Here is a 17750-nt window from a genome sequence, read left to right on the forward strand (position 1 = left end):
GAAAACTAAATAAGAGTGGATGGTTGGTGTAAGGGGTTGTAAGGCAGATTATGCGTGGCAAAAATGTTGGGCGCTGTTCGGGCCGCTGCGTCTTATCCGCCGGATTTCTTTTGAATGATGAGCTTCTCGCCCTGGCGGGCCATCAGCTGGCCGTAGAGCTCGCGCAGGTTGGCGTATTCGCCGGCCGCATACACGGGCTTGCGCAGGTTGAGGCGGCTGGTGAGCTGCACCACGCCCGGCGATACGGCCGCCACGTTGTAGATGAAACGGCCGCCCTGGTCCGGCAATTCGACCACGGCGGGTTTGGGCAGGCTGGCCACTTCGTAGCCGGCCGGCAGCGTCAGGGTCACCAGCAGGGTTTCTTCCTGCATCATGCCAAAGTCGATGGGAAACGCGCGGTCCTGATGCCGAAACGGGTTTTGGCCGGGCCCGAACTCGCTCAGCGGGCTTAGGTAGAAGGTGCCCGCCGTGGCGTTGCCGGCCGGCGGCTGGGTGAACTCGTAGTCCAGCGTGAGGGGCTTTTCCACGGCCTCGGCTTGGCCCACCGTCAGCTTGGGCACGGTCCAGGAATCGTGGCGCTGCAGCAGCCCCGCCAAGTATTTCTTTTCGCCGAGGCTGGCGAGCTCGGTCCGGGCCTGGGCCCCGGCGTAGCCGCCGCGCTCGTCGTGCACCTTGCCCTGCAAGCCGCCCTGGGCATCGAGGGTGAGGGCCACCTGCTGAAAACGTACCTGGCGCTGGGTGGGCGTGAGGTCAATCCAGCGGCCCTCACCGTCCTTCGGGAGCACCAAGCGGCCCACCGAGTTGAGGCAGCGCTCGGGCAGTGTGCCGCAGGGGAGCACGGGCTCGGTGGCGTCTACCAGTAGGTCCTTGCCGTCGTCCAGCGGAACCAGGGCCACCACGTAGTTGAAGCGGTCCAGCATCGGAAATTCCTTGCTGATGCGGCCGTGGTCGCGGGTGCTGAGCAGCAGCGGGTGCGCGTCGATGCCCGCCTCGCGCAGGGCCGCGATGAGCAGCAGGTTCACGTCGGCGGCGCTGCCGCGGTGCGCGTCCAGGGCTTTGCGCAGCGGCGTCTGGGCCCGGTACCAGTCGTGGCCGTCGTAGCGCAGGGCGGCCATCACGGTCTGGCGCACGGCCGCGGCGCGGTCCACCACGGCCGGGTAGCGGGCGGCGAGGCCCGTCACCTGGTCCTTGAGCGGGCCCGCGTGGTTGAGGCGGCCCCCAAAGTCTTCGTCGGCCAGCAGGAGCGAGTTGATTTTGGGCCAGGTACCGGTGAGGTCGTGGTAGTTGTTTTCGGACCACTGCTCGCCGGTGAGCTCAAAGTCGAGCCGGTCCACGTAGTCGCGGGCCGTGGTCATGTAAGGCTCGGGGCGGAAGGCGGGCACATTTTTGCGCACCCACTGGTGCTCTTCGGTGGAGGCGGTTACGCTCAGCGTGCCGGTGCTGGTGCCCGCGCTCAGGCCCGCTCCGGTCGGCACTTTGTCGTCGAGGCTCAGGCCCACGGTGCCGAAGCGGGCCAGGTTTACGTCGAACGCCTGGCTGCCCTGGTAAATGATTTTGTACTTGTAAAACGTCGGAATGCTGACGCGGTACTCGCTCCAGCGCACCGGAATGGCCTGCTGAAACGACCAGTCCTGGAAGTTGAACAGAAAATCGGAACGCAGCGTGTAGGCGTACTCAATCACGGAGCCTTCGCGCACGTTGGGCAGCGTAAACTTCTGGATGTCGGTGGTGGGGGTGCGCTTTTCCACAAACGCGCCCGTGGCGTCGAGCTTGGTTTTCTCGATGGCGCCGTTGACCAAGTTGTACGTGTAGCCGCGCAGCGCCGAAAGCTTTTCCTGTTCCCCGTCGCGGTGGTACAGCGGAATTTCGACGGTGGCGTGTTCGAACCCGGCTTTCTGGAGGATTTTGATGCGCGTGATGCGCTCGAACACCACTTGCAGGCCGGCGCCCTTGCCTTCCATGCGCGAGCGGCCGTAGTCGCACAGCACCACGGCTTCGGCGCTGTCCCTGGCAAAGGGCGCGGCCGTCAGGTCCGGCTTGTCGACCTGGCCAAACTTAATGGGTTCGGGCTGCGCGTGGGCCGGCCCGCTGCACAACAGCGCCAGCACGGGCAGCAGCCACCGCAAGGCGCTGCATGAGAGCAGATTGTTCATGTAAAAATGGAGAAATAGGCGCAGATGAATGGGCGGGTGAATGAAGTTGTCGCGGCTCAGCCTAGCTTTTTGACCACGAGCCGCTCCGCCTGCTTTTCCAGCAGCTGGCGGTAGAGCTCGCGCAGGGTGGCGTACTCGGCGGCCGAGTAGATGGGCTTGCGCAGCAGCAGCCGGCTGGTGAGCTGCACGGCGGCGCCGGTGGCCGTGGTGCTGCACACAAAGCGGCCGCCGTTGTCGGGCAAGTCCAGGGCTTTCGATTTGGGCGTCTCGGCCAGCGCGTAGCCCGCCGGCAGCGTGAGGTTGACCACAATGGTTTCTTCGCGGACGTAGCCAAAATCGACCGGAAACTGCCGCGTCTCGGCCCGAAATGGATTGCGCTCGGGCCCGAAGTACTGCAGCGGGCTCAAGTAGATGGTGCCGACGGGGGCGCTGGCCGGGGCAAACTGGGCCACGGCGTAGTCCAGCGCCAGCGGCATGTGCACGCTGTCGCGGTTGGTCAGGGCAAAGCCGGTCACCGTCCACCCGGGCAGGAACTTGGCCACGTCGGCCGCAAATTTCTTGTCGCCGGCGGCCTGCAGGCTGGCCCGCTGCTGGGCCCCCGCGTAGCCGCCAAACTCCTCGTGCACCTGCCCGCTGAGGGCGCCGTCGGGCGCCAGGCGCAGTTGCACCTGCTGCAGGTGGGTGCGGCGGTGGCGGGGCTTGAGCTCCACCCAGCGCGAGGCCGCGGCGCTGCCGCCTATCACGCGGCCCTGCTGGTTGAGGCAGCGTTCGGGCAGCATGTCGTAGGGCAGCAGCGGGTCGGTGGCGTCGAGCACCAGTGCCTGGCCGTCGGGCAGCGGCACGTGAGCCGCCACGTAGTTGAACTGGCCGAGCTCGGGCATGGTGGCCCGCACGCGGCCGTGGGCGCGGGTGCTCAGCAGCACGGGGTTGGCCGCGAAGCCCGCCCCGCGCAGGGCCGCCACCAGCAAGAAATTGACTTCGGCGGTGTTGCCCTGGTGGGTTTGCTGGTAGATTTTGCGCAGCGGCGTCGAGGTGCGCATGCTGAACTCGCCGGTGCATTTCACGGCCTGCACCACTAGGGCGCGCACGGCGGCCAGGCGCTGCAGGGTGTTGTCGGGGGTGGGGGGCGGCAGCCGGGCTAGGTCGTCTTTCAGAAAATTGAAGTGGTCGAGCTGCTGGCCGAGCTCCCAGTCGTGGAGCAGAAACTCGTCAATTTTCTCCCACGAGCGGGCCACGTCGGTGCCGCCGTAGCTGGCCAGCTCAAAAAAGACTTTATCCACGTAGTCCGCCGTGGTGGTCATGAAAGGTTCGGCGCGCAGGGGCGGCACGTCGCGCATGGCCCAGCGGTGCGTAGACACCAGGGCTTCGGCGCCGGCGTGCTCGTCCACGGCCAGGGCCTGCTTGGTTTGGAGCAGGATTTTGTAATTGAACTGGTGCGGGAACGCCGCCCGGTACTCGCTCCAGCGCACCGGAATGCTGCGCTGAAAGTCCCAGCCCCGGAAATTAGACAGGTAGTTGGAATACAGCGTGTAGCGAAACTCAACCACCGAGCCCACCCGCACGTGGGGCAGCGCAAACCGCTGCAGCGAGTAGAGCTCCGACTTCTTCAGCAACACGCCCGTGGTCGCCTGCAGGGGCATTTGCTCCACTTTGCCATTCACCAAGTTGTAAGTGAAGCCCTGCACGTTGGTCAGGCGCTCGGCATGGCCGGGCTGGTCGTGCCGCAGCAGGGCTTCAAAGTTGCCCCAGTCCAGGCCGGACTTTTTCAAAATCTTGATGCGCGTTATCCGGTCGAAGCGCACTTCGCCGCCGTTGGGGATGCTGGCGGTGCCGTAGTCGCACAGCACCACCGCCTCGGCGGCGCTGTCGGCCACGAAGGGCGCGGCCGTCAGCAGTTGGCTATCGATGTGGCCAAACTTGACGGGTTCGGGCTGGGCCAGCGCCGGGTGCCGGGCCAACGCCTGCACGAGCAGTAGCGGTAGCAGCCGTCGCATGCTGCGAAGCAGAAAAGAAGCCGGCATCAATTAAAAAGAAAGGGGTAGACAGTCTTTGAAACCCTAAAAATAGAAGAATCTATCTGAATTTCACCAACTATTCATCTTTCTTTTTGGGCCGCTACACCACCTCTTCGGGCGAGGGTTCCGGCCGCGCTTCCGAGGCATTTTCGTGGCTCACCGGACCGGTGCTTTTCACGCTTAGCAGGTAGCCAATGGCCGCCAGCACGCACAGCAGGCTAAGGCCGTGCACGTAGGGCAACTGCGCGGCTTGATTGGCAAAAATCCAGCCCGCCAAGAGCGCGCCCAGCCCGATGCCGATTTCGAGGGCGATGTACATGGTGGCCACGCCGCGGCCGCGGTGCTCGGGGTGGCTCAGGTCGATGGTCCAGGCGTAGAGCGTGGGCGAGTTCAGGCCAGTGCCCAGCCCAAACACCACGGCCCCGGCCAGAAACACCGGCACCGACGGGCACCACACCAGCAGCGCCAGCCCCGCGGCCAGGATGCCTGCCGACCAGCGCAGCACCGGCACCCGCCCGTAGGTGTCCGACGACTTGCCCGCCACCAGCCGCACCGCCAGCGAGGCCGCCGTGTAGCAGATGTAGAACAGCCCCTTGGTAGAACCGGCCAGCCCCAGCAGCCGGCTTTGGTCGGGAATGACGGTGAGCACCGCGCCGTAGGGAAACAGGCACAGCGCCGTGACCAGCGAGGGCGCCAGCACGCGCGGCTCCAGCACTTCGGCCCATTTCAGGCGCAGCAAACCCAGGCTGAAGCGCCGCCGCTGGGCCCGGGGCAGGGTTTCGGTGAGGGTGCCCTGCACCAGCACCGAGAGCAGCGCCGCCCCGCTGGAGCAGTAAAACATGGCGTTGAGCGAGAACGTCTCGGCCACCCACGAGCCGAAGGCCGGCCCGAAGGCCATGCCCAGGGCCCCCGTCACGCCCAGCAGGCCCATGGCCTCGCCGCGCCGGGCCACGGGCACGATGTCGGCCACGTAGGCGGCCGTGCCGGTGGGCTTGAAGCCCGTGCTGAACCCGTGCAGCAGCCGCAGCGTGAGAAACCCCGACACGGTGAGCGCCCAGGGATAGAAAAAACCGCACACAAAGCACACCAGCGAGCCAAACACCATCACCGGAATGCGGCCCACGGTGTCGGCCAGCTTGCCCGAAAACGGCCGCGAAATGGCCGCCGTGAGCGTAAACAGCGAAATGATGAAGCCTTTGTACTCGGCGCCGCCCAGCCGCGAGAGGTGCTCGGGCAGCTCGGGCAGCAGCAGGTTGAAGCTGGCAAAAAACAGGAAGGACGACAAACACATCAGCCAGAAGCCGACGGAGTAGGTGCGGGGTGCGGAAGGGGCCATAGGAAGCCGCAAAGGTCGGCAGGCGCGCTCACCCGCGCGGCCAGAGAACGTGCGAGCCGGAACCATGTGGCCGGGGGCTGTGTATATTGGCCAGCCTTTACAATTATGCCCATGGAAGTCGCCAACCACACCTTCGCCGAAGCCACCACCACCGCGCCGTTCATCGACTACGCCATCTGCGTCGACGACGAGAATCGCCCCGCCCGGCACGTGGGCGACTGGCCCGTGAAGGGACAGGTCTACGCCGTGCGCGTCACCGAGGGCAAGGCCGAAGGCACCGACCTTGTGCACGTGCTCAGCTTTCAGGGCGAAGCTCCCTACTACAATGCCTTTGCGCCGCACCGCTTCGAAATCATCGAGCGCGTGTGGCTTAACTAGCTTTTTGCTGGGTAGATGATTGTAAGCCCCGGTTGCACTCAGCAGCCGGGGCTTTGCTTTTTCGGGCCGGTCAGCATTGGGCATTGGGGCCGTGCCCGACAGCATTTGGGGCAAACAAAAACCCCGCAGCCAGGCCGGCTGCGGGGTTTTATTTTAATACAACTTGCTTATTCCATCACCAGCATTTTCACCACCGTGCCGGCCTCGGTGCGCAGGTGCAGGGCATACACGCCCGGGGCAAGGCCCGTGAGCAGCAGCGCGTGCGCGGCCTGGCCGGCCGGCAACGCCTGCTGGCGCACCACCCGGCCCAGGGCGTCGACCAGGGCGGCGGTCCCGGGCTGGCGGCTCAGGCCCAAGGGCAGCTCCAACACGGCCTGGGTGCGGGCGGGGTTGGGGTAGAGGGCTACCTGGCCGGCCAATGCGGCCGGGGCAGTGCCCAGCGCCTGCTGTGCCCCCAGCACCAGCTCGAAGCGCGCGGGGCTGAGGGCCCCGGCAGTGGCCGCCGTGAAGCGGTAGGCGGGCTGCTGGTGCAGGTCGGTGAGGGTGCCGAGCTGCCGGTCGCGCAGGTACACGGGCACGTTGGACAGGTTCAGCAGCTGGCTGGCGGAGAGGGTGTAGGCGCCCGCCGTGGGCACGGCCACGGCCAGCGGCAGCACGCGCGGGCCGGTGCCCAGCGCGGGTTGGCCGTCGATGCTGAGCCGCGGGGTGCCGGCGAGGGCCGTGGCGAGGTTCAGGCCCGAGGGGTTGGGCAGCTTGGCGGCGTCGTAGGCGGCATCGAAGCTGCTGGTGGCGCCCGCCTCGAAGTACACCGTCGCCTCATCGGTGAGCGGGCTGGCCACGCCCTGCAGGCTGAGCTGCACCAGGGGGCGGGTTTCGGCCGCGCCGCGCTGGAAGGTGGTGCCATTGGGAGCAGTCAGGCGCTGGCCGTTGCGGAACGTCAGGCTGGCCGTGCTTTGGCCGGCGGCCACGCGGGCGAAGAAGGCCTGGCCCACGGGCAGCACCGGGTTGCCCACGCCGTTCACGTAGCTGCGGTACTGGCCCGCGTACTGGGCCGTGCTGCCGTACACGTACACAGCGCTTTCCAGCCCGGCGCGGTCGGCCGTGGCCACCAGCGAGTAGTCGAGCGGGGCCGGGTAGGGGTTGCCGAGCAGCTGCCAGCCGCCATCGGCGTAGCGGGCGCGGGCGCTGGTCAGGGCCAGGGGCAGGTCGCCGTTGGTGAGGGTGCCCACGAAGTCGACCAGCTGCGAGGCGCCGATGTTCACGGCGTAGCCCCGGCCCACGGCCAGCGGGTCGCTGAGGGCGGCGGGCGAGAAAAAGCCTTTGTCGAAGTCACTTAGTGCGTTGGTCAGCGCCAGGCGGCTGTCGTCGTAGCCGAATACCGTCGGGAAAGACGTCACGCTGGCGGGGGCCGCGGCCGTGTTGTAGGCCGGGTTCACCACGGGCGCGAAGGCCGCGGTGGCTAGGTCGGCCACGGTGGTGCTTTGCACCGGCGAGCTGAAATGGCGGTAGCCGGCGCCGGCGTTCTGGCCGGGGTCGATGGCGCGCTGCACCGTGGCCGCGCCCAGCACCGCGCCGCCGCTGTTCACCACCAGCGCGTCGGCGGCCACGCCGCCGCTCACGGCCGAGAGCAGCGTGAGCGTTTTGCCGTTGGTGCTGAGGTTGCCCACCAGTGTGAGCACGCCCTGAATGCTAGCCGCCGTGCCCAAGGTGGCCCCGCCCGCCCCCACGGTGAGGCTCCGGTATGCGCCGGCGCTGGCGCCGCCGAGCAACTGGTTGGCCGTGCCGCTGGTGGCCAGCGTGCCCGCGGTGGCCGTGAAGGTGCCGTTGTTGGTCAGGTCGCCGGTGAGGCTGAGCGTGCCCCCGGTCTGGCCGAGCGCCGCCCCCGCGGCGAGGGTCAGGTTTTCGGCTGTGGCCGCGCCCGCGCCAATGAGCGGGTAGCGCGGCGCCACGGGAACGAGGGCATCGGCCGTGGCCGTGGGCACGCCCGCGGTCCAGTTGGCGGCGTCAAACCAGTCGGTGCTCACCGCGCCCGTCCAGGTGCTGAGGGCGGCGGCCTCGAAGGCGCCCAGGTCGGGGGCTGCGCCGAGGTAGGGCAGGCCCACGCTCACGCCGGCATCGACGAGGCCGCTGCCCGGCGCCAGCCGCAGGGTGCTGATGACGGGCAGGGCGCCGTCGGCTTGGCGCGGCGCCCGCAGCTGGGTGGTGTCGAGGCTGAGGAAGTCGGCCGCCGTCACGCCCGCTCCGAGGGCGTTGTGGTCGAAGGTGCTGGCCGAGCGGCTAATGCTAATGGTGTCGGGATTGTTGGCCGAGCGGCCCCGGTAGCTGATGTTGTTGCGCAGCACGTGGCCGTAGCCGGGCACGTCCACCAGGTAGCCGCTGGCGGTTTTGTCCTTGCGGTTCACCATGTTGTAGTTGGTGGCGTTGTGGTAGGCCGTGTTGTTGTACCAGTAGCTGCCCGCTTGGTGGTGGTTCGAGTAGAAGCCGTTCGACTTGTTGCGCACCGAGAGGCACAGCTGCACGGTGTTGTTGGGCACCACGGCCGGAAACGAGGTGGAGGTGCCGTAGCCGCCCGCCTTGAAGCCGTTGCCGTCGCCGCGGCTCACGAAGTTCTGGGTGTAGCCGTTGTAGAAGGCCCAGCAGTTCTCAAACGTGGTGGCGGCGAAGGCCGAGATGCAGTCGTAGCCGTCGTCGCTGTTTTGCCAGGCGCGGCAGCCCCGAAACACGATGCCCGTGTAGTTGGCGTTGTTGGGGTGCGAGCCGAAGCCGTCCACGTTGCCGCCGTTGGCGGCGCCGGTGGAGTTCGAGGTGTTCACGTTGTCGTTGTTGCGGTAGGCATCGCAATTGAGCACCAAGGTGTTGCCGCCCCGGCTCAGGTAAAAGCCGATGGCCTGCCCGTCGTGCATGCTCAGGCGCTCGTAAATGTTGTTGCCGCCCGCCCCGCTCTGCGAGAAGCAGATGGACTGCGTGTTGGTGTTGGTGGGCACCAGCGGCACCCGCACGCCCACCACTTCCAGCCCCCGCAGGTGGATGTAGGAGCCCGTTATCTCAAACGCGCTGATGCGATAGGGCGCCGCAAAGGTGACGTTGGCGTTGCTAACGCCCACGTTGGGGTCGATGTTGGCGTAGTTGAAAACAGGCCGCTCGCCGGGGTAGGCCCAGTAGTTGATGCGGCCCGCCGCGGCCGAGCCGCTCTTGCTCAGTTGCGTCACGTAGGCATACGGGCTCACGTAGTTCGCTATCTGGGAGCTCTGCATCAGGTACGTGCCGCCGCGCACCCACACCGTGTCGCCGGGCGCCACGGCCACCTGGGCCCGCTGAATGCTGAGAAAGGGCTGGAGAATGGTGCCGCTGTTCGTGTCGTTGCCGGTGGGGGCCACGTAGTATTTTGCGGAAAATGCCGGGCCAAAGCTCAGGGCCAGCAGCAAGACCAGTAAGTAACGGTTTGCCATAGTGCGTAGGATGGGAAAAGTTGAGGCGACGAACCTACGCGCCCTCTTTTTCAGCACCTTCCTGCACCGTCATGGGCCGCCGCGCCCGCCCCTTGGCCACTGCGGCCCCCTGAAAAAAGCCCCGGCCAGCGGCCGCCCCATCGCCTTAGTCCAGCACCGGGCCCAGGGCCTCGCCCAGCGTCACGGCCCGGCGCAGCGACCGCCGGCAGCACTCTGCGCGCAGCAACTGGGCCACCAGGCACTCGGTGAGCTCCACGGCGCGGGCGGCCGATACCCGGCAGCGGCATTGCACCGCGTGCTGCACCCGGTCCCGAAGCTGCTCCAGGCGCCGCTGCACCAGGGCGTGCTGGTCGGGCAGCAATTCGTCGGTTTCGGCGTGGGCCAGCCGCAGGCGCGTGAGGTGGTATAGTTGCGTGGGCAGCGGCTGCGTTAGCCGCTGGTGGCAGCACGAGAGGGGAGGACACATGGCATAAAAGCTGGGCAAAAAGCGTGAACTACAACGCCCTGCGTGGCAGGATGCAGGGCTGCTATCACATAATTGTACCAAGCTGCCCCTACGGTCGGGCTTAATCGAAATAAAATTTTCGTTTTCCACAATCCGGGCGGTACTGTGCAACATTGTGGCGAAGGCCGGAGCTGCCCGCAGGCCGTGACACGCCGCCGCTCCAGCCGCTGCAGAGCTGCAGCTGCGAGCAGATGCCCGCCTTTGCGCTTGGCGCAACGCCCTAACTTGCGGCCCCCCGATGCCATCTGCGGCTGCCTCACCGCTGGCATCCCATTTCCCGCCCCCGTTCTTACGCCCGCCCCATGACCATCCTCCTGAGCTGCCTCTTGTTTTTCAATCTGCTGTGCTTCCTGCTCTTCGCCCTCGATAAGCGCAAAGCCCAACGGGCCCAGCGGCGCATTGCCGAAAACACGCTGCACCTCGCCACGCTGCCCGGCGCGGCCCCCGGCGCGTGGGCCGCCATCTGGCTGCTGCACCACAAAAACCGCAAGGCCGCCTTCTGGGGCGTTACCCTGGGGCTGACGCTGCTGCAAGGCGCGGCGCTCTATTTCGCGTGGCCTTATTTGCCGGCGCCGTTGTAGCCGCGTCAGGTGTCTGCCTGCGGGTGGCCCGGCCCGGCAGCGGCGCCTGTATTGGTGGAATCTTTAGTGCCAAAGTTGGGGCCGGTAACGACTTCCGGTGGGTCGGGGGTACGAAAAAGCCTCAGCCTCATCCGCTGCGGGGGCTGCTGAAGCTACTCCATTGAATGGGGCCCTCTCGCAGCCGTGCGCTGGCGGGAATCCTTTCTTCAGGCAATAATTGGAGCGTATTTACCCTTCAAAAAAACCTGCCCTTTCCCGAGCCTAGTTACCCGGCACAGGGGATGGCCGAAGCACGCGCAGGACCCGGCAGGGATTGCCGGCGGCCAGCACATCGGCCGGAATATCTTTGGTCACCACGCTGCCCGCCCCAATCACGGTTCGGTCGCCGATGCTGACGCCGGGGCAGATAATGGCCCCGCCGCCCACCCACACGTCGGCGCCGATGCGGATGGGTTTCGCGTATTCCAGCCCGCGGGCCCGCTCCTGGTAGTCGAGCGGGTGGGTGGCGGTGTACACCTGCACGCCCGGCCCAAACAGGGTGCGGCTGCCGATGGTCACGGCCGCCACGTCGAGAATGGTGCAGTTGAAGTTGAAAAACACCTGGTCGCCCATCGTGATGTTGGTGCCGTAGTCGCAGTAGAAGGGCGGCGTCACGTCCGGCGCCGGGCCCGCGTGGGGCAGCAGGGCGCGCAGCAGGCGGGCGCGCTCGGCGGGCTGCTCGGCGGGGGCCGCGTTCAGGGATTGCAGGAGGCCCTGGGTGCGCAGGCGCTCGGCCAGCAGCTGCGGGTCCTGGGCATCATACAGCTCGCCGGCGAGCATCTTCTCTTTTTCGGTGGGCATCGCGGCGGGCGTTATTTGGCGGCGGCGAGGGGCGTCACGGAGAAGTCCGTGAACTCGACGGGGAAGCCTTTGCCATCGGGGGCGGCGCACATCACGCCGATTTGCACCTTCCGGCCGGGCGTGGGCGGGAAGTAGGCCAGGCGCAGCATCTTGAAGTCCTGGTTGTCGAAGGAATACTGGATTTCCACGTAGTCGCCCTTGCGCAGCAGCGTCAGCCACATGGCGGCCGGGCTGTCCTGCCGGGGCACCACCGACCAGTCCGATACCTCGCGGGTCACCACGGCGCTCACGTTCTGCACCCCCTTCACGTACTCGATGCCCGTCTTAATCCAGTTCTTCTCGTCGAGCCGAATCATGAGCCCGGCCTGGTCATAGAGGTCCTTGTACTGGCCCACCACCTTCACCTTGGCAATAAAATCGCCCGGCTGCTCCTGGTAGAAGAAGTGGCCGTTGTCGCGGATGAAGCCGTAGTGGGTCACGCGCCAGAAGTCGGTGCCGCCCTGCACCTGCACCTGGAGCGTGGTGGGGGTGCTGGTGATTTTGGCCGGCGCGTGCAGCCAGTGCATGGTGGTAAAGGATTGGGCCATCGCAGCGGGGGCGGCCAGATAGGCGGCTGCCAAAAGTGGAAGGAATTTCATCAAAGGAAGCGGGAAAAAAGAATGAACATGAGCAGAAGCGGGACAGGTGACGAGCCGCTTACGAGGCCAAGGTAGCCAGTAGCCGGAACCGCCAGAAGCCCCCGCCGCTGGCGGGGCGAGGGCTGCTGGAGCTACTCTGTTGGATAAATGAGAACCCTTTGCAGACGCGTCAGCCAGAGCCTTATTTCAGGGAGTAATTTGAACGTCTTTACCTTTCAAAAAAACCACCCTTTTCCTGAACTACAGCACACAAAACGGCCCGGCAGTGTTATTGCAAAATCACACGGGCTGTCCGCGTCGCACCGCCCATGGGCAGACGGAGCGTGTACACGCCCGGGGGCAACCCGCTGACGTCGACCCATCGCCGGGTTCCGTCCACCTCCGGCCGGCGCACCACTTGGCCCAGGGCGTTGACCAGTTCGGCACGCACGGGGCCCGAGCCCAAATCGGCCGGCAGCCGCACGGCAAAGCCATTGCTGGCGGGGTTAGGGGCCACGCTCAAGACCGCAGCGGCACGCGCCCCGCCGACGGCCAAAGGCGCAAACGTGCCGGTGTTGCGCAGCACGGTCACGTCAAACAGGGAATTGGCCACCACCAGGTCCACCCGGCCGTCCCCGTCCACATCGCCCGCCGCCACCCCCTGGGGCACGCTGGTTCCCAAGGGAAAGACCACGGGGGGCGCCAACGTGCCGCCGGCCAGCCCGCGCATGATTTTGACGGTATTCGCGCCGCCCCCGGTGCCGGCGTGGGCCGTCGCCACGTCGAGTCGGCCGTCGCCGTCCACGTCCGCCAGCGCCAAGGTGCGCGACCATCCGCCCGTGCCGGCGTGGTACGTCTGGACCGGGGCAAACCCGCCCCCCGCCTGCCCGAGCAACACGCCGACCGCGCCGGCGTCTACCACCCCCAGCGGGGGCGGTCCGGGCAGGGGGCTATAAAGCGAGGTGACCACGTCGAGCCGGCCGTCCCCGTTCAGGTCGCCCAGCACGGCGTGGATGGGGGAACTGCCCCGGCCCGTCGGGTAGGTCGTCGGCGGGCCAAACCCGCCACCCGGCAATCCCAGCAGAACGTCAATGGCCCCCTCCCGGGACTGGCCAATGCTGGCGTGGGACGTGGCGCAGACCAGGTCCACCCGGCCGTCGCCGTTCACGTCGCCCAGCGACGCCCCGCACGGGTGGCTGTTGATGCCGGTGGCATACGCCGCCACGGGGGCATACCCACCGCCGGCCTGTCCGAGCAACACGCCCAGTCCTTCGTTGGTGTAGTGGGCGGCCACCAAGTCCACGCGGCCGTCGCCGTTCACATCGCCCGCGGCCACGGTGTAGGGCGAGGTGCCCGAGCCCATGGGCCAGGCCCGCGCGGGGCCGAGGAGCCCGCCCGGCAGCCCCGGCAGCACCAGCACGGCGTTGCCCCCGTAGTCAGCCAGGGCCACGTCCAACCGCCCGTCCCGGTCCACGTCGGCCAGAACCGGGCCCGTGATGAAGTAACCCGCCGGGCCTGCCAGGTACGTGGCCCCGGGGCCGAAGCCGCCGCCGGCTTGCCCTAGCAGCACGCCGACGTAGCCGGTGGTCCCGCCCCCGGGACGCGGGTAGGCAAGCACAATGTCGAGCCGGCCGTCCCCGTTCAGGTCGCCCAGCGCCAGCCCTTGGACGTTCAGCACCGAGCCGATGGGGTAGGTCGTGGGCGGGCCAAAACTTTGCCCCGCAGCTCCCTGCACCCGTCCGCTCAGCGCCAGCATCAACGCGCCTCGGAAGGCCCATTGCCCAATTGAAAAGTAGCGGTGTTGCATAAAATGTTGCATGTTATCGGCTACTGGCTTAGTCTGTGTCTCGTGCCCGCAAGCTATAATAAAACGGCCCTTCAAAGCGAATAAATCATTGACTATCTATACCCTCCTTTTGATGTACTATCAGCAGTGCCTCAAAACCAAGCGGCCATCAAGCTACCCTAGTGAGCCCGCCCCACCCCCTGCCAAAACGGCCGCCCCCCAAACCCGGCCCCAACCTTGCCCACGCCCGGGCCATGTTTGACTTCCTGAAATCCATCTCCGCCAAGAACCCCAACGCGGGGCGCGGCCCCGAAAAGCCCGCCGTGAGCGTGCGCGAGCGGGTATCGGCCCTGCGCCACCTGCCCGCCTTCCTGAAGCTCATCTGGGCCACCAGCCCCGCGCTGGCCTCCGCCAACCTCGGGCTGCGCCTGCTGCGGGCGTTTCTGCCGCTGGCCACGCTCTACGTCGGCCGCCTGATTATCGACGACGTGGTGGCCCTCACCAAGCTGCCCGCCGCCGCCCGCCAGCTCACGCCCGTGCTCACCCTTGTGGGCCTCGAATTCGGCCTCGTGCTGCTCGCCGATGCCCTGGGCCGCGGCGTGGCCCTGCTCGACTCGCTGCTCGGCGACCTCTTCGCCAACCAGTCCTCCATCCGCCTCATGGAGCACGCCGCCCGCCTCGACCTCGACCAGTTCGAAGACAGCACCTTCTACGACAAGCTCGAGCGCGCCCGCCGCCAAACCCTCTCCCGCACCGTGCTCATGAGCCAGGTGCTCAGCCAGGGCCAGGATTTCATCACCCTCGTGCTGCTCGCCGGCGGCCTCGTCGCCTTCCAGCCCTGGCTGCTGGGGCTGCTGCTGCTGGCCGTAGTGCCCGCCTTCCTCGGCGAGTCGCACTTCAACGAGCGCAGCTATTCCCTCTCGCACTCCTGGACGCCCGAACGCCGCGAGCTCGACTACCTCCGCCAAACCGGCGCCTCCGACGAAACCGCCAAGGAAGTCAAGATTTTCGGCCTCTCCGATTTCTTCATCACCCGCTTCCGCACCCTCTCCGACGACTTCTACCGCCAAAACAAATCCCTCGTGCTGCGCCGCGCCGGCTGGGGCACGTTCTTCGCCGCCATCGGCGCCGCCGGCTACTACGGCGCCTACGTCTACATCATCGCCCGCACTGCCGCCGGCAGCATCTCGCTCGGCCAGCTCACCTTCCTGGCCGGCTCCTTCGCCCGCCTGCGCGCCCTGCTCGAAGGCATCCTCAGCCGCTTCAGCTCCGTGGCCGACGGCGCCTTGTATCTCCAGGATTTCTTCGACTTCTTTGCGCTGCGGCCGCGCATTGTCATGCAGCCGCTCTACGGCGAGCGGCCCATTCCCTTTCCTCGGCCCATTCAGCAGGGTTTTCAGTTTGAAAACGTCGGCTTCCAGTACAAGAATGGTACAAAATGGGCCATTCGGAACTTGAGCTTCACGCTGCAAGCCGGCGAAAAGCTGGCCCTCGTGGGCGAAAACGGCGCCGGCAAAACCACCCTCGTCAAGCTCCTGGCCCGCCTCTACGACCCCACAGAGGGCCGCATCCTGCTCGACGGGTACGATTTGCGTGAGTATGACCCCGTCGAGCTGCGCCGCGAAATCGGCGTCATCTTCCAGGATTTTGTGCGTTTCCAGCTTCCCGCTGGGCAAAATGTGGCTGTAGGTCGCATCGAGGAGCGCCACAACCAGCCCCGCATCGAAACCGCCGCCCAGCAAAGCCTCGCCGACACCGTCATCGCCAAGCTCCCCGGCGGCTACGACCAGATGATTGGCCGCCGCTTCAACGGTGGCGTGGACCTGAGCGGCGGCGAGTGGCAGAAAATCGCCCTCGGCCGCGCCTACATGCGCGACGCCCAACTCCTCATCCTCGATGAACCAACAGCGGCACTCGACGCCCGCGCCGAATACGAAGTCTTCCAGCGCTTCAAGGAGCTCACGCAGGGCAAAACCGCTGTCCTCATCAGCCACCGCTTCAGCACCGTCCGCATGGCCGACCGCATCCTGGTCATCGAAAACGGCCAGTTCGTGGAGATTGGCTCGCACGAGGAGCTGCTGGCCAAGGGCGGGCGCTACGCCGAGTTGTTTGCGCTGCAAGCCGCGGGCTACCGCTAGCGCCGCGAATAGGCCCGAAAAATTACAAACCGCAGAATTTTTCGGGCCGGCGGCCAACGCTAAGTGCCTTAGGTTTCGTACATTGGTAATCACTTTAACCAGCCGTACGTCCTTCGCATGAAACCCACCATTACGCTTGTTATCCTCGTCGCATTGGCCTTATCCGGCTGCATGACCACCCGCGAAGCGCGGGTAGATTCCGACTACAGCTACCGCGGCAATTTCCGCCGCTACCGCACCTACGATTTCGTGACCGGCACCGGCCTCACTTCCGACAGCAGCCGCCTGGGGCAGTCGCTGCGCGAGGCCATCCAGCAGCGCTTTTTGGCCCAGGGCTACAAGCTGGCCCGCCGCCGCCCCGACATGCTGGTGAACTTCCGGGTGTACGAGGGCGACATGAACTTCCACGGCTTCCAGCAGGAAGACCTCAGCCAGTGGATTAAGCGCAACATCGAGGAAGACGACGACACGCCCCGCGAAGAGCGCCAGGGCTACCAGCCCGTGCGCCTGCTGCTGGCCGAAGGCACCCTGCTCGTGACCCTCATCGACGTAAAAACCAACCGCGCCGTCTGGAACGGCTACGCCTCGGGCGTGACCGTACCCGAAGGCCCCATGGGCGAAATCGTGCTCAAACGCTCCGTGCGCTCCATTCTGGACCGCTACCGCGTCTTCACCGAAGAATTCGCCAACGGCAACATCAGCCCCAGCGGCGCCAGCGACGCCGACCGCTAGGGAATTGCCCGGTGGCGCAAGGGAGCGCCTGTCGTTGCGAGCGCAGCGCGGCAATCCTTTCTCTCTGTGCGACCAGCCTTCTACTCTGAAAAGCCCCGGCACTGCGCAGTGTCGGGGCTTTTTGTTTTACGCGTGAACGTCATGCTTCGCTGCGCGCTCCGCTCGCAATGACAGGCGACTGCACGCGTCCGGGCTAACGCGCCATAGGGTCATGGCTTCTGCGCTGCTTCCCGCCGCACCTGAATCAGCTCGGCCGCGATGCTGATGGCAATTTCCTCCGGCGTCTGGCTGCCGATGGGCAAGCCGATGGGCCCGCGCAGCCGTGCTATTTCCTGCGCCGAAAAACCGGCTTCCTGCAGCCCGCGGCGCAGCTCGGCCACTTTGGCCACGCTGCCCATCACCCCCAGGTAGCGGAAGGAGCGGCCCAGCAGCTGGCGCAGCACCACGGCGTCGGTGCGGTAACCCACGGTCATCACCACCACGTAGCGGTGCGTGCCGGCGGGAATTTCAGCCGCCACGTTTTCGTAGTCGACCAGAATGCGGTGGTGGGCGGCGTCGTTGGCTTCCAGCGTGGGCAGGTCGAGGCGGTCGTCGATTACGGTCAGCTCAAAGTCGAGCGCGGCCAGCACCCGCGACAGCGCCAAGCTGACGTGTCCGCCGCCCACAATGGTAAGCTGGTCGCGAAAGCCCAGCCGCTCGCGGTAGAGCCACTCCAGGCCCGGCTGGAAGGCGTAGAAAGGCGTTTCGGTGGTTTCGGCGGCGGCTGTGGCGAGAGGCGTTTCGGCCGGGTGCAGCTGTAGGCCCGCCGTTGGGCCGATGCTGAGTGAGCCCGGACTGCTGGTTTGCAGATGCCTTGCAATCGCCTCAACCGTGGCTAAGTCAGCCACCGCCAGCGGCCAGAGTAACACCTCCTGCTCGCCCGAGCACATCATGCCGGAGCGGTCGGTGGGCGCTTCGCGGCGGTGAATCTGGGGGCGCAGCAGCGGCGCGGCGTCGGCTTCGCGCAGACGCTGGCGGGCCAGCTCCACCCACTTGTGCTCCATGATGCCCCCGCCGATGGAACCGGCTACTTCGTCGGGCGTCACGGCCATCTTGAAGCCCTGGCGGCCGGGGCTGCTGCCCTCGCTGCGCACCACGCACAGCAGCGCCACCGGCGTGCCGGCCCGCAGGCTGGCCGCTGCCAGGGTCCAAACGGGCAGGTCGCGGGGAGTGGCGGGCAT

The 17750-nt window shown here is 66.6% G+C and carries 13 protein-coding genes; 4 read left to right on the plus strand and 9 right to left on the minus strand.

Annotated elements, in window-relative coordinates; translation table 11 throughout:
* Positions 1-92: 92 nt before the first annotated feature.
* From IC234_RS06285 to IC234_RS06295, 3 genes are all read right to left on the minus strand, one after another.
* Positions 93-2153 carry a DUF3857 domain-containing protein gene (locus IC234_RS06285; RefSeq protein ID WP_190923001.1) on the minus strand — a complete coding sequence of 687 codons (2061 nt, stop codon included), beginning with the start codon at positions 2151-2153 and terminating at the stop codon, positions 93-95.
* Positions 2154-2209: 56 nt separating this feature from the next.
* Positions 2210-4147, minus strand: a complete 1938-nt coding sequence (locus IC234_RS06290; RefSeq protein WP_190923002.1) for a DUF3857 domain-containing protein — start codon at positions 4145-4147, stop codon at positions 2210-2212.
* 121 nt (positions 4148-4268) lie between these two features.
* Positions 4269-5504 (minus strand): MFS transporter, encoded by a 1236-nt coding sequence (locus tag IC234_RS06295; protein WP_190923003.1) that lies wholly within the window; start codon positions 5502-5504, stop codon positions 4269-4271.
* 111 nt (positions 5505-5615) lie between these two features.
* Here IC234_RS06295 and IC234_RS06300 point away from each other — a divergent pair, with 111 nt between their 5' ends.
* A complete protein-coding gene (locus IC234_RS06300) occupies positions 5616-5882 on the plus strand; it encodes a hypothetical protein (protein ID WP_190923004.1) in 267 nt (88 codons plus the stop codon).
* 167 nt (positions 5883-6049) lie between these two features.
* On the opposite strand, the gene IC234_RS06305 is transcribed toward IC234_RS06300, so the two are convergent.
* Both IC234_RS06305 and IC234_RS06310 read right to left on the minus strand, forming a co-directional pair.
* Positions 6050-9331, minus strand: a complete 3282-nt coding sequence (locus IC234_RS06305) for a right-handed parallel beta-helix repeat-containing protein (RefSeq protein WP_190923005.1) — start codon at positions 9329-9331, stop codon at positions 6050-6052.
* Positions 9332-9476: 145 nt separating this feature from the next.
* Positions 9477-9797: a hypothetical protein gene (locus IC234_RS06310; RefSeq protein ID WP_190923006.1), complete on the minus strand. Its 321-nt coding sequence runs from the start codon at positions 9795-9797 to the stop codon at positions 9477-9479.
* A gap of 341 nt (positions 9798-10138) precedes the next feature.
* On the opposite strand from IC234_RS06310, the gene IC234_RS06315 reads away from it, so the two are divergent.
* Positions 10139-10417 (plus strand): DUF1294 domain-containing protein, encoded by a 279-nt coding sequence (locus IC234_RS06315; protein ID WP_190923007.1) that lies wholly within the window; start codon positions 10139-10141, stop codon positions 10415-10417.
* 261 nt (positions 10418-10678) lie between these two features.
* On the opposite strand, the gene IC234_RS06320 is transcribed toward IC234_RS06315, so the two are convergent.
* From IC234_RS06320 to IC234_RS06330, 3 genes are all read right to left on the minus strand, one after another.
* Positions 10679-11257 carry a sugar O-acetyltransferase gene (locus IC234_RS06320; protein ID WP_190923008.1) on the minus strand — a complete coding sequence of 193 codons (579 nt, stop codon included), beginning with the start codon at positions 11255-11257 and terminating at the stop codon, positions 10679-10681.
* A gap of 11 nt (positions 11258-11268) precedes the next feature.
* Positions 11269-11895: a DUF1349 domain-containing protein gene (locus IC234_RS06325; RefSeq protein ID WP_223827517.1), complete on the minus strand. Its 627-nt coding sequence runs from the start codon at positions 11893-11895 to the stop codon at positions 11269-11271.
* A gap of 268 nt (positions 11896-12163) precedes the next feature.
* Complete coding sequence (locus IC234_RS06330; RefSeq protein WP_190923009.1) at positions 12164-13693, minus strand: T9SS type A sorting domain-containing protein; 1530 nt, start codon at positions 13691-13693, stop codon at positions 12164-12166.
* Between the two features lie 221 nt (positions 13694-13914).
* On the opposite strand from IC234_RS06330, the gene IC234_RS06335 reads away from it, so the two are divergent.
* Positions 13915-15798, plus strand: a complete 1884-nt coding sequence (locus tag IC234_RS06335; RefSeq protein ID WP_190923010.1) for an ABC transporter ATP-binding protein — start codon at positions 13915-13917, stop codon at positions 15796-15798.
* A 117-nt stretch (positions 15799-15915) separates the two neighbouring features.
* Positions 15916-16530 (plus strand): DUF4136 domain-containing protein, encoded by a 615-nt coding sequence (locus IC234_RS06340; RefSeq protein ID WP_190923011.1) that lies wholly within the window; start codon positions 15916-15918, stop codon positions 16528-16530.
* A gap of 209 nt (positions 16531-16739) precedes the next feature.
* Here the strand turns inward: IC234_RS06340 and IC234_RS06345 are convergent, their stop codons facing one another.
* Positions 16740-17750 (minus strand): XdhC family protein, encoded by a 1011-nt coding sequence (locus IC234_RS06345; protein WP_190923012.1) that lies wholly within the window; start codon positions 17748-17750, stop codon positions 16740-16742.

The organism is Hymenobacter armeniacus (genome assembly GCF_014699055.1).
Classification (GTDB): Bacteria; Bacteroidota; Bacteroidia; order Cytophagales; family Hymenobacteraceae; genus Hymenobacter; species Hymenobacter armeniacus.

Bases quoted from the DNA above. Each gene is read 5' to 3' on its own strand.
- IC234_RS06315 (WP_190923007.1), top strand. From the start codon at position 10,139: ATGACCATCCTCCTGAGCTGCCTCTTGTTTTTCAATCTGCTGTGCTTC.
- IC234_RS06345 (WP_190923012.1), bottom strand. From the start codon at position 17,750: ATGCCCGCCACTCCCCGCGACCTGCCCGTTTGGACCCTGGCAGCGGCC.
- IC234_RS06335 (WP_190923010.1), top strand. From the start codon at position 13,915: ATGTTTGACTTCCTGAAATCCATCTCCGCCAAGAACCCCAACGCGGGG.
- IC234_RS06300 (WP_190923004.1), top strand. From the start codon at position 5,616: ATGGAAGTCGCCAACCACACCTTCGCCGAAGCCACCACCACCGCGCCG.
- IC234_RS06340 (WP_190923011.1), top strand. From the start codon at position 15,916: ATGAAACCCACCATTACGCTTGTTATCCTCGTCGCATTGGCCTTATCC.
- IC234_RS06325 (WP_223827517.1), bottom strand. From the start codon at position 11,895: ATGAAATTCCTTCCACTTTTGGCAGCCGCCTATCTGGCCGCCCCCGCT.
- IC234_RS06310 (WP_190923006.1), bottom strand. From the start codon at position 9,797: ATGTGTCCTCCCCTCTCGTGCTGCCACCAGCGGCTAACGCAGCCGCTG.
- IC234_RS06330 (WP_190923009.1), bottom strand. From the start codon at position 13,693: ATGCAACATTTTATGCAACACCGCTACTTTTCAATTGGGCAATGGGCC.
- IC234_RS06320 (WP_190923008.1), bottom strand. From the start codon at position 11,257: ATGCCCACCGAAAAAGAGAAGATGCTCGCCGGCGAGCTGTATGATGCC.
- IC234_RS06290 (WP_190923002.1), bottom strand. From the start codon at position 4,147: ATGCGACGGCTGCTACCGCTACTGCTCGTGCAGGCGTTGGCCCGGCAC.
- IC234_RS06285 (WP_190923001.1), bottom strand. From the start codon at position 2,153: ATGAACAATCTGCTCTCATGCAGCGCCTTGCGGTGGCTGCTGCCCGTG.
- IC234_RS06295 (WP_190923003.1), bottom strand. From the start codon at position 5,504: ATGGCCCCTTCCGCACCCCGCACCTACTCCGTCGGCTTCTGGCTGATG.
- IC234_RS06305 (WP_190923005.1), bottom strand. From the start codon at position 9,331: ATGGCAAACCGTTACTTACTGGTCTTGCTGCTGGCCCTGAGCTTTGGC.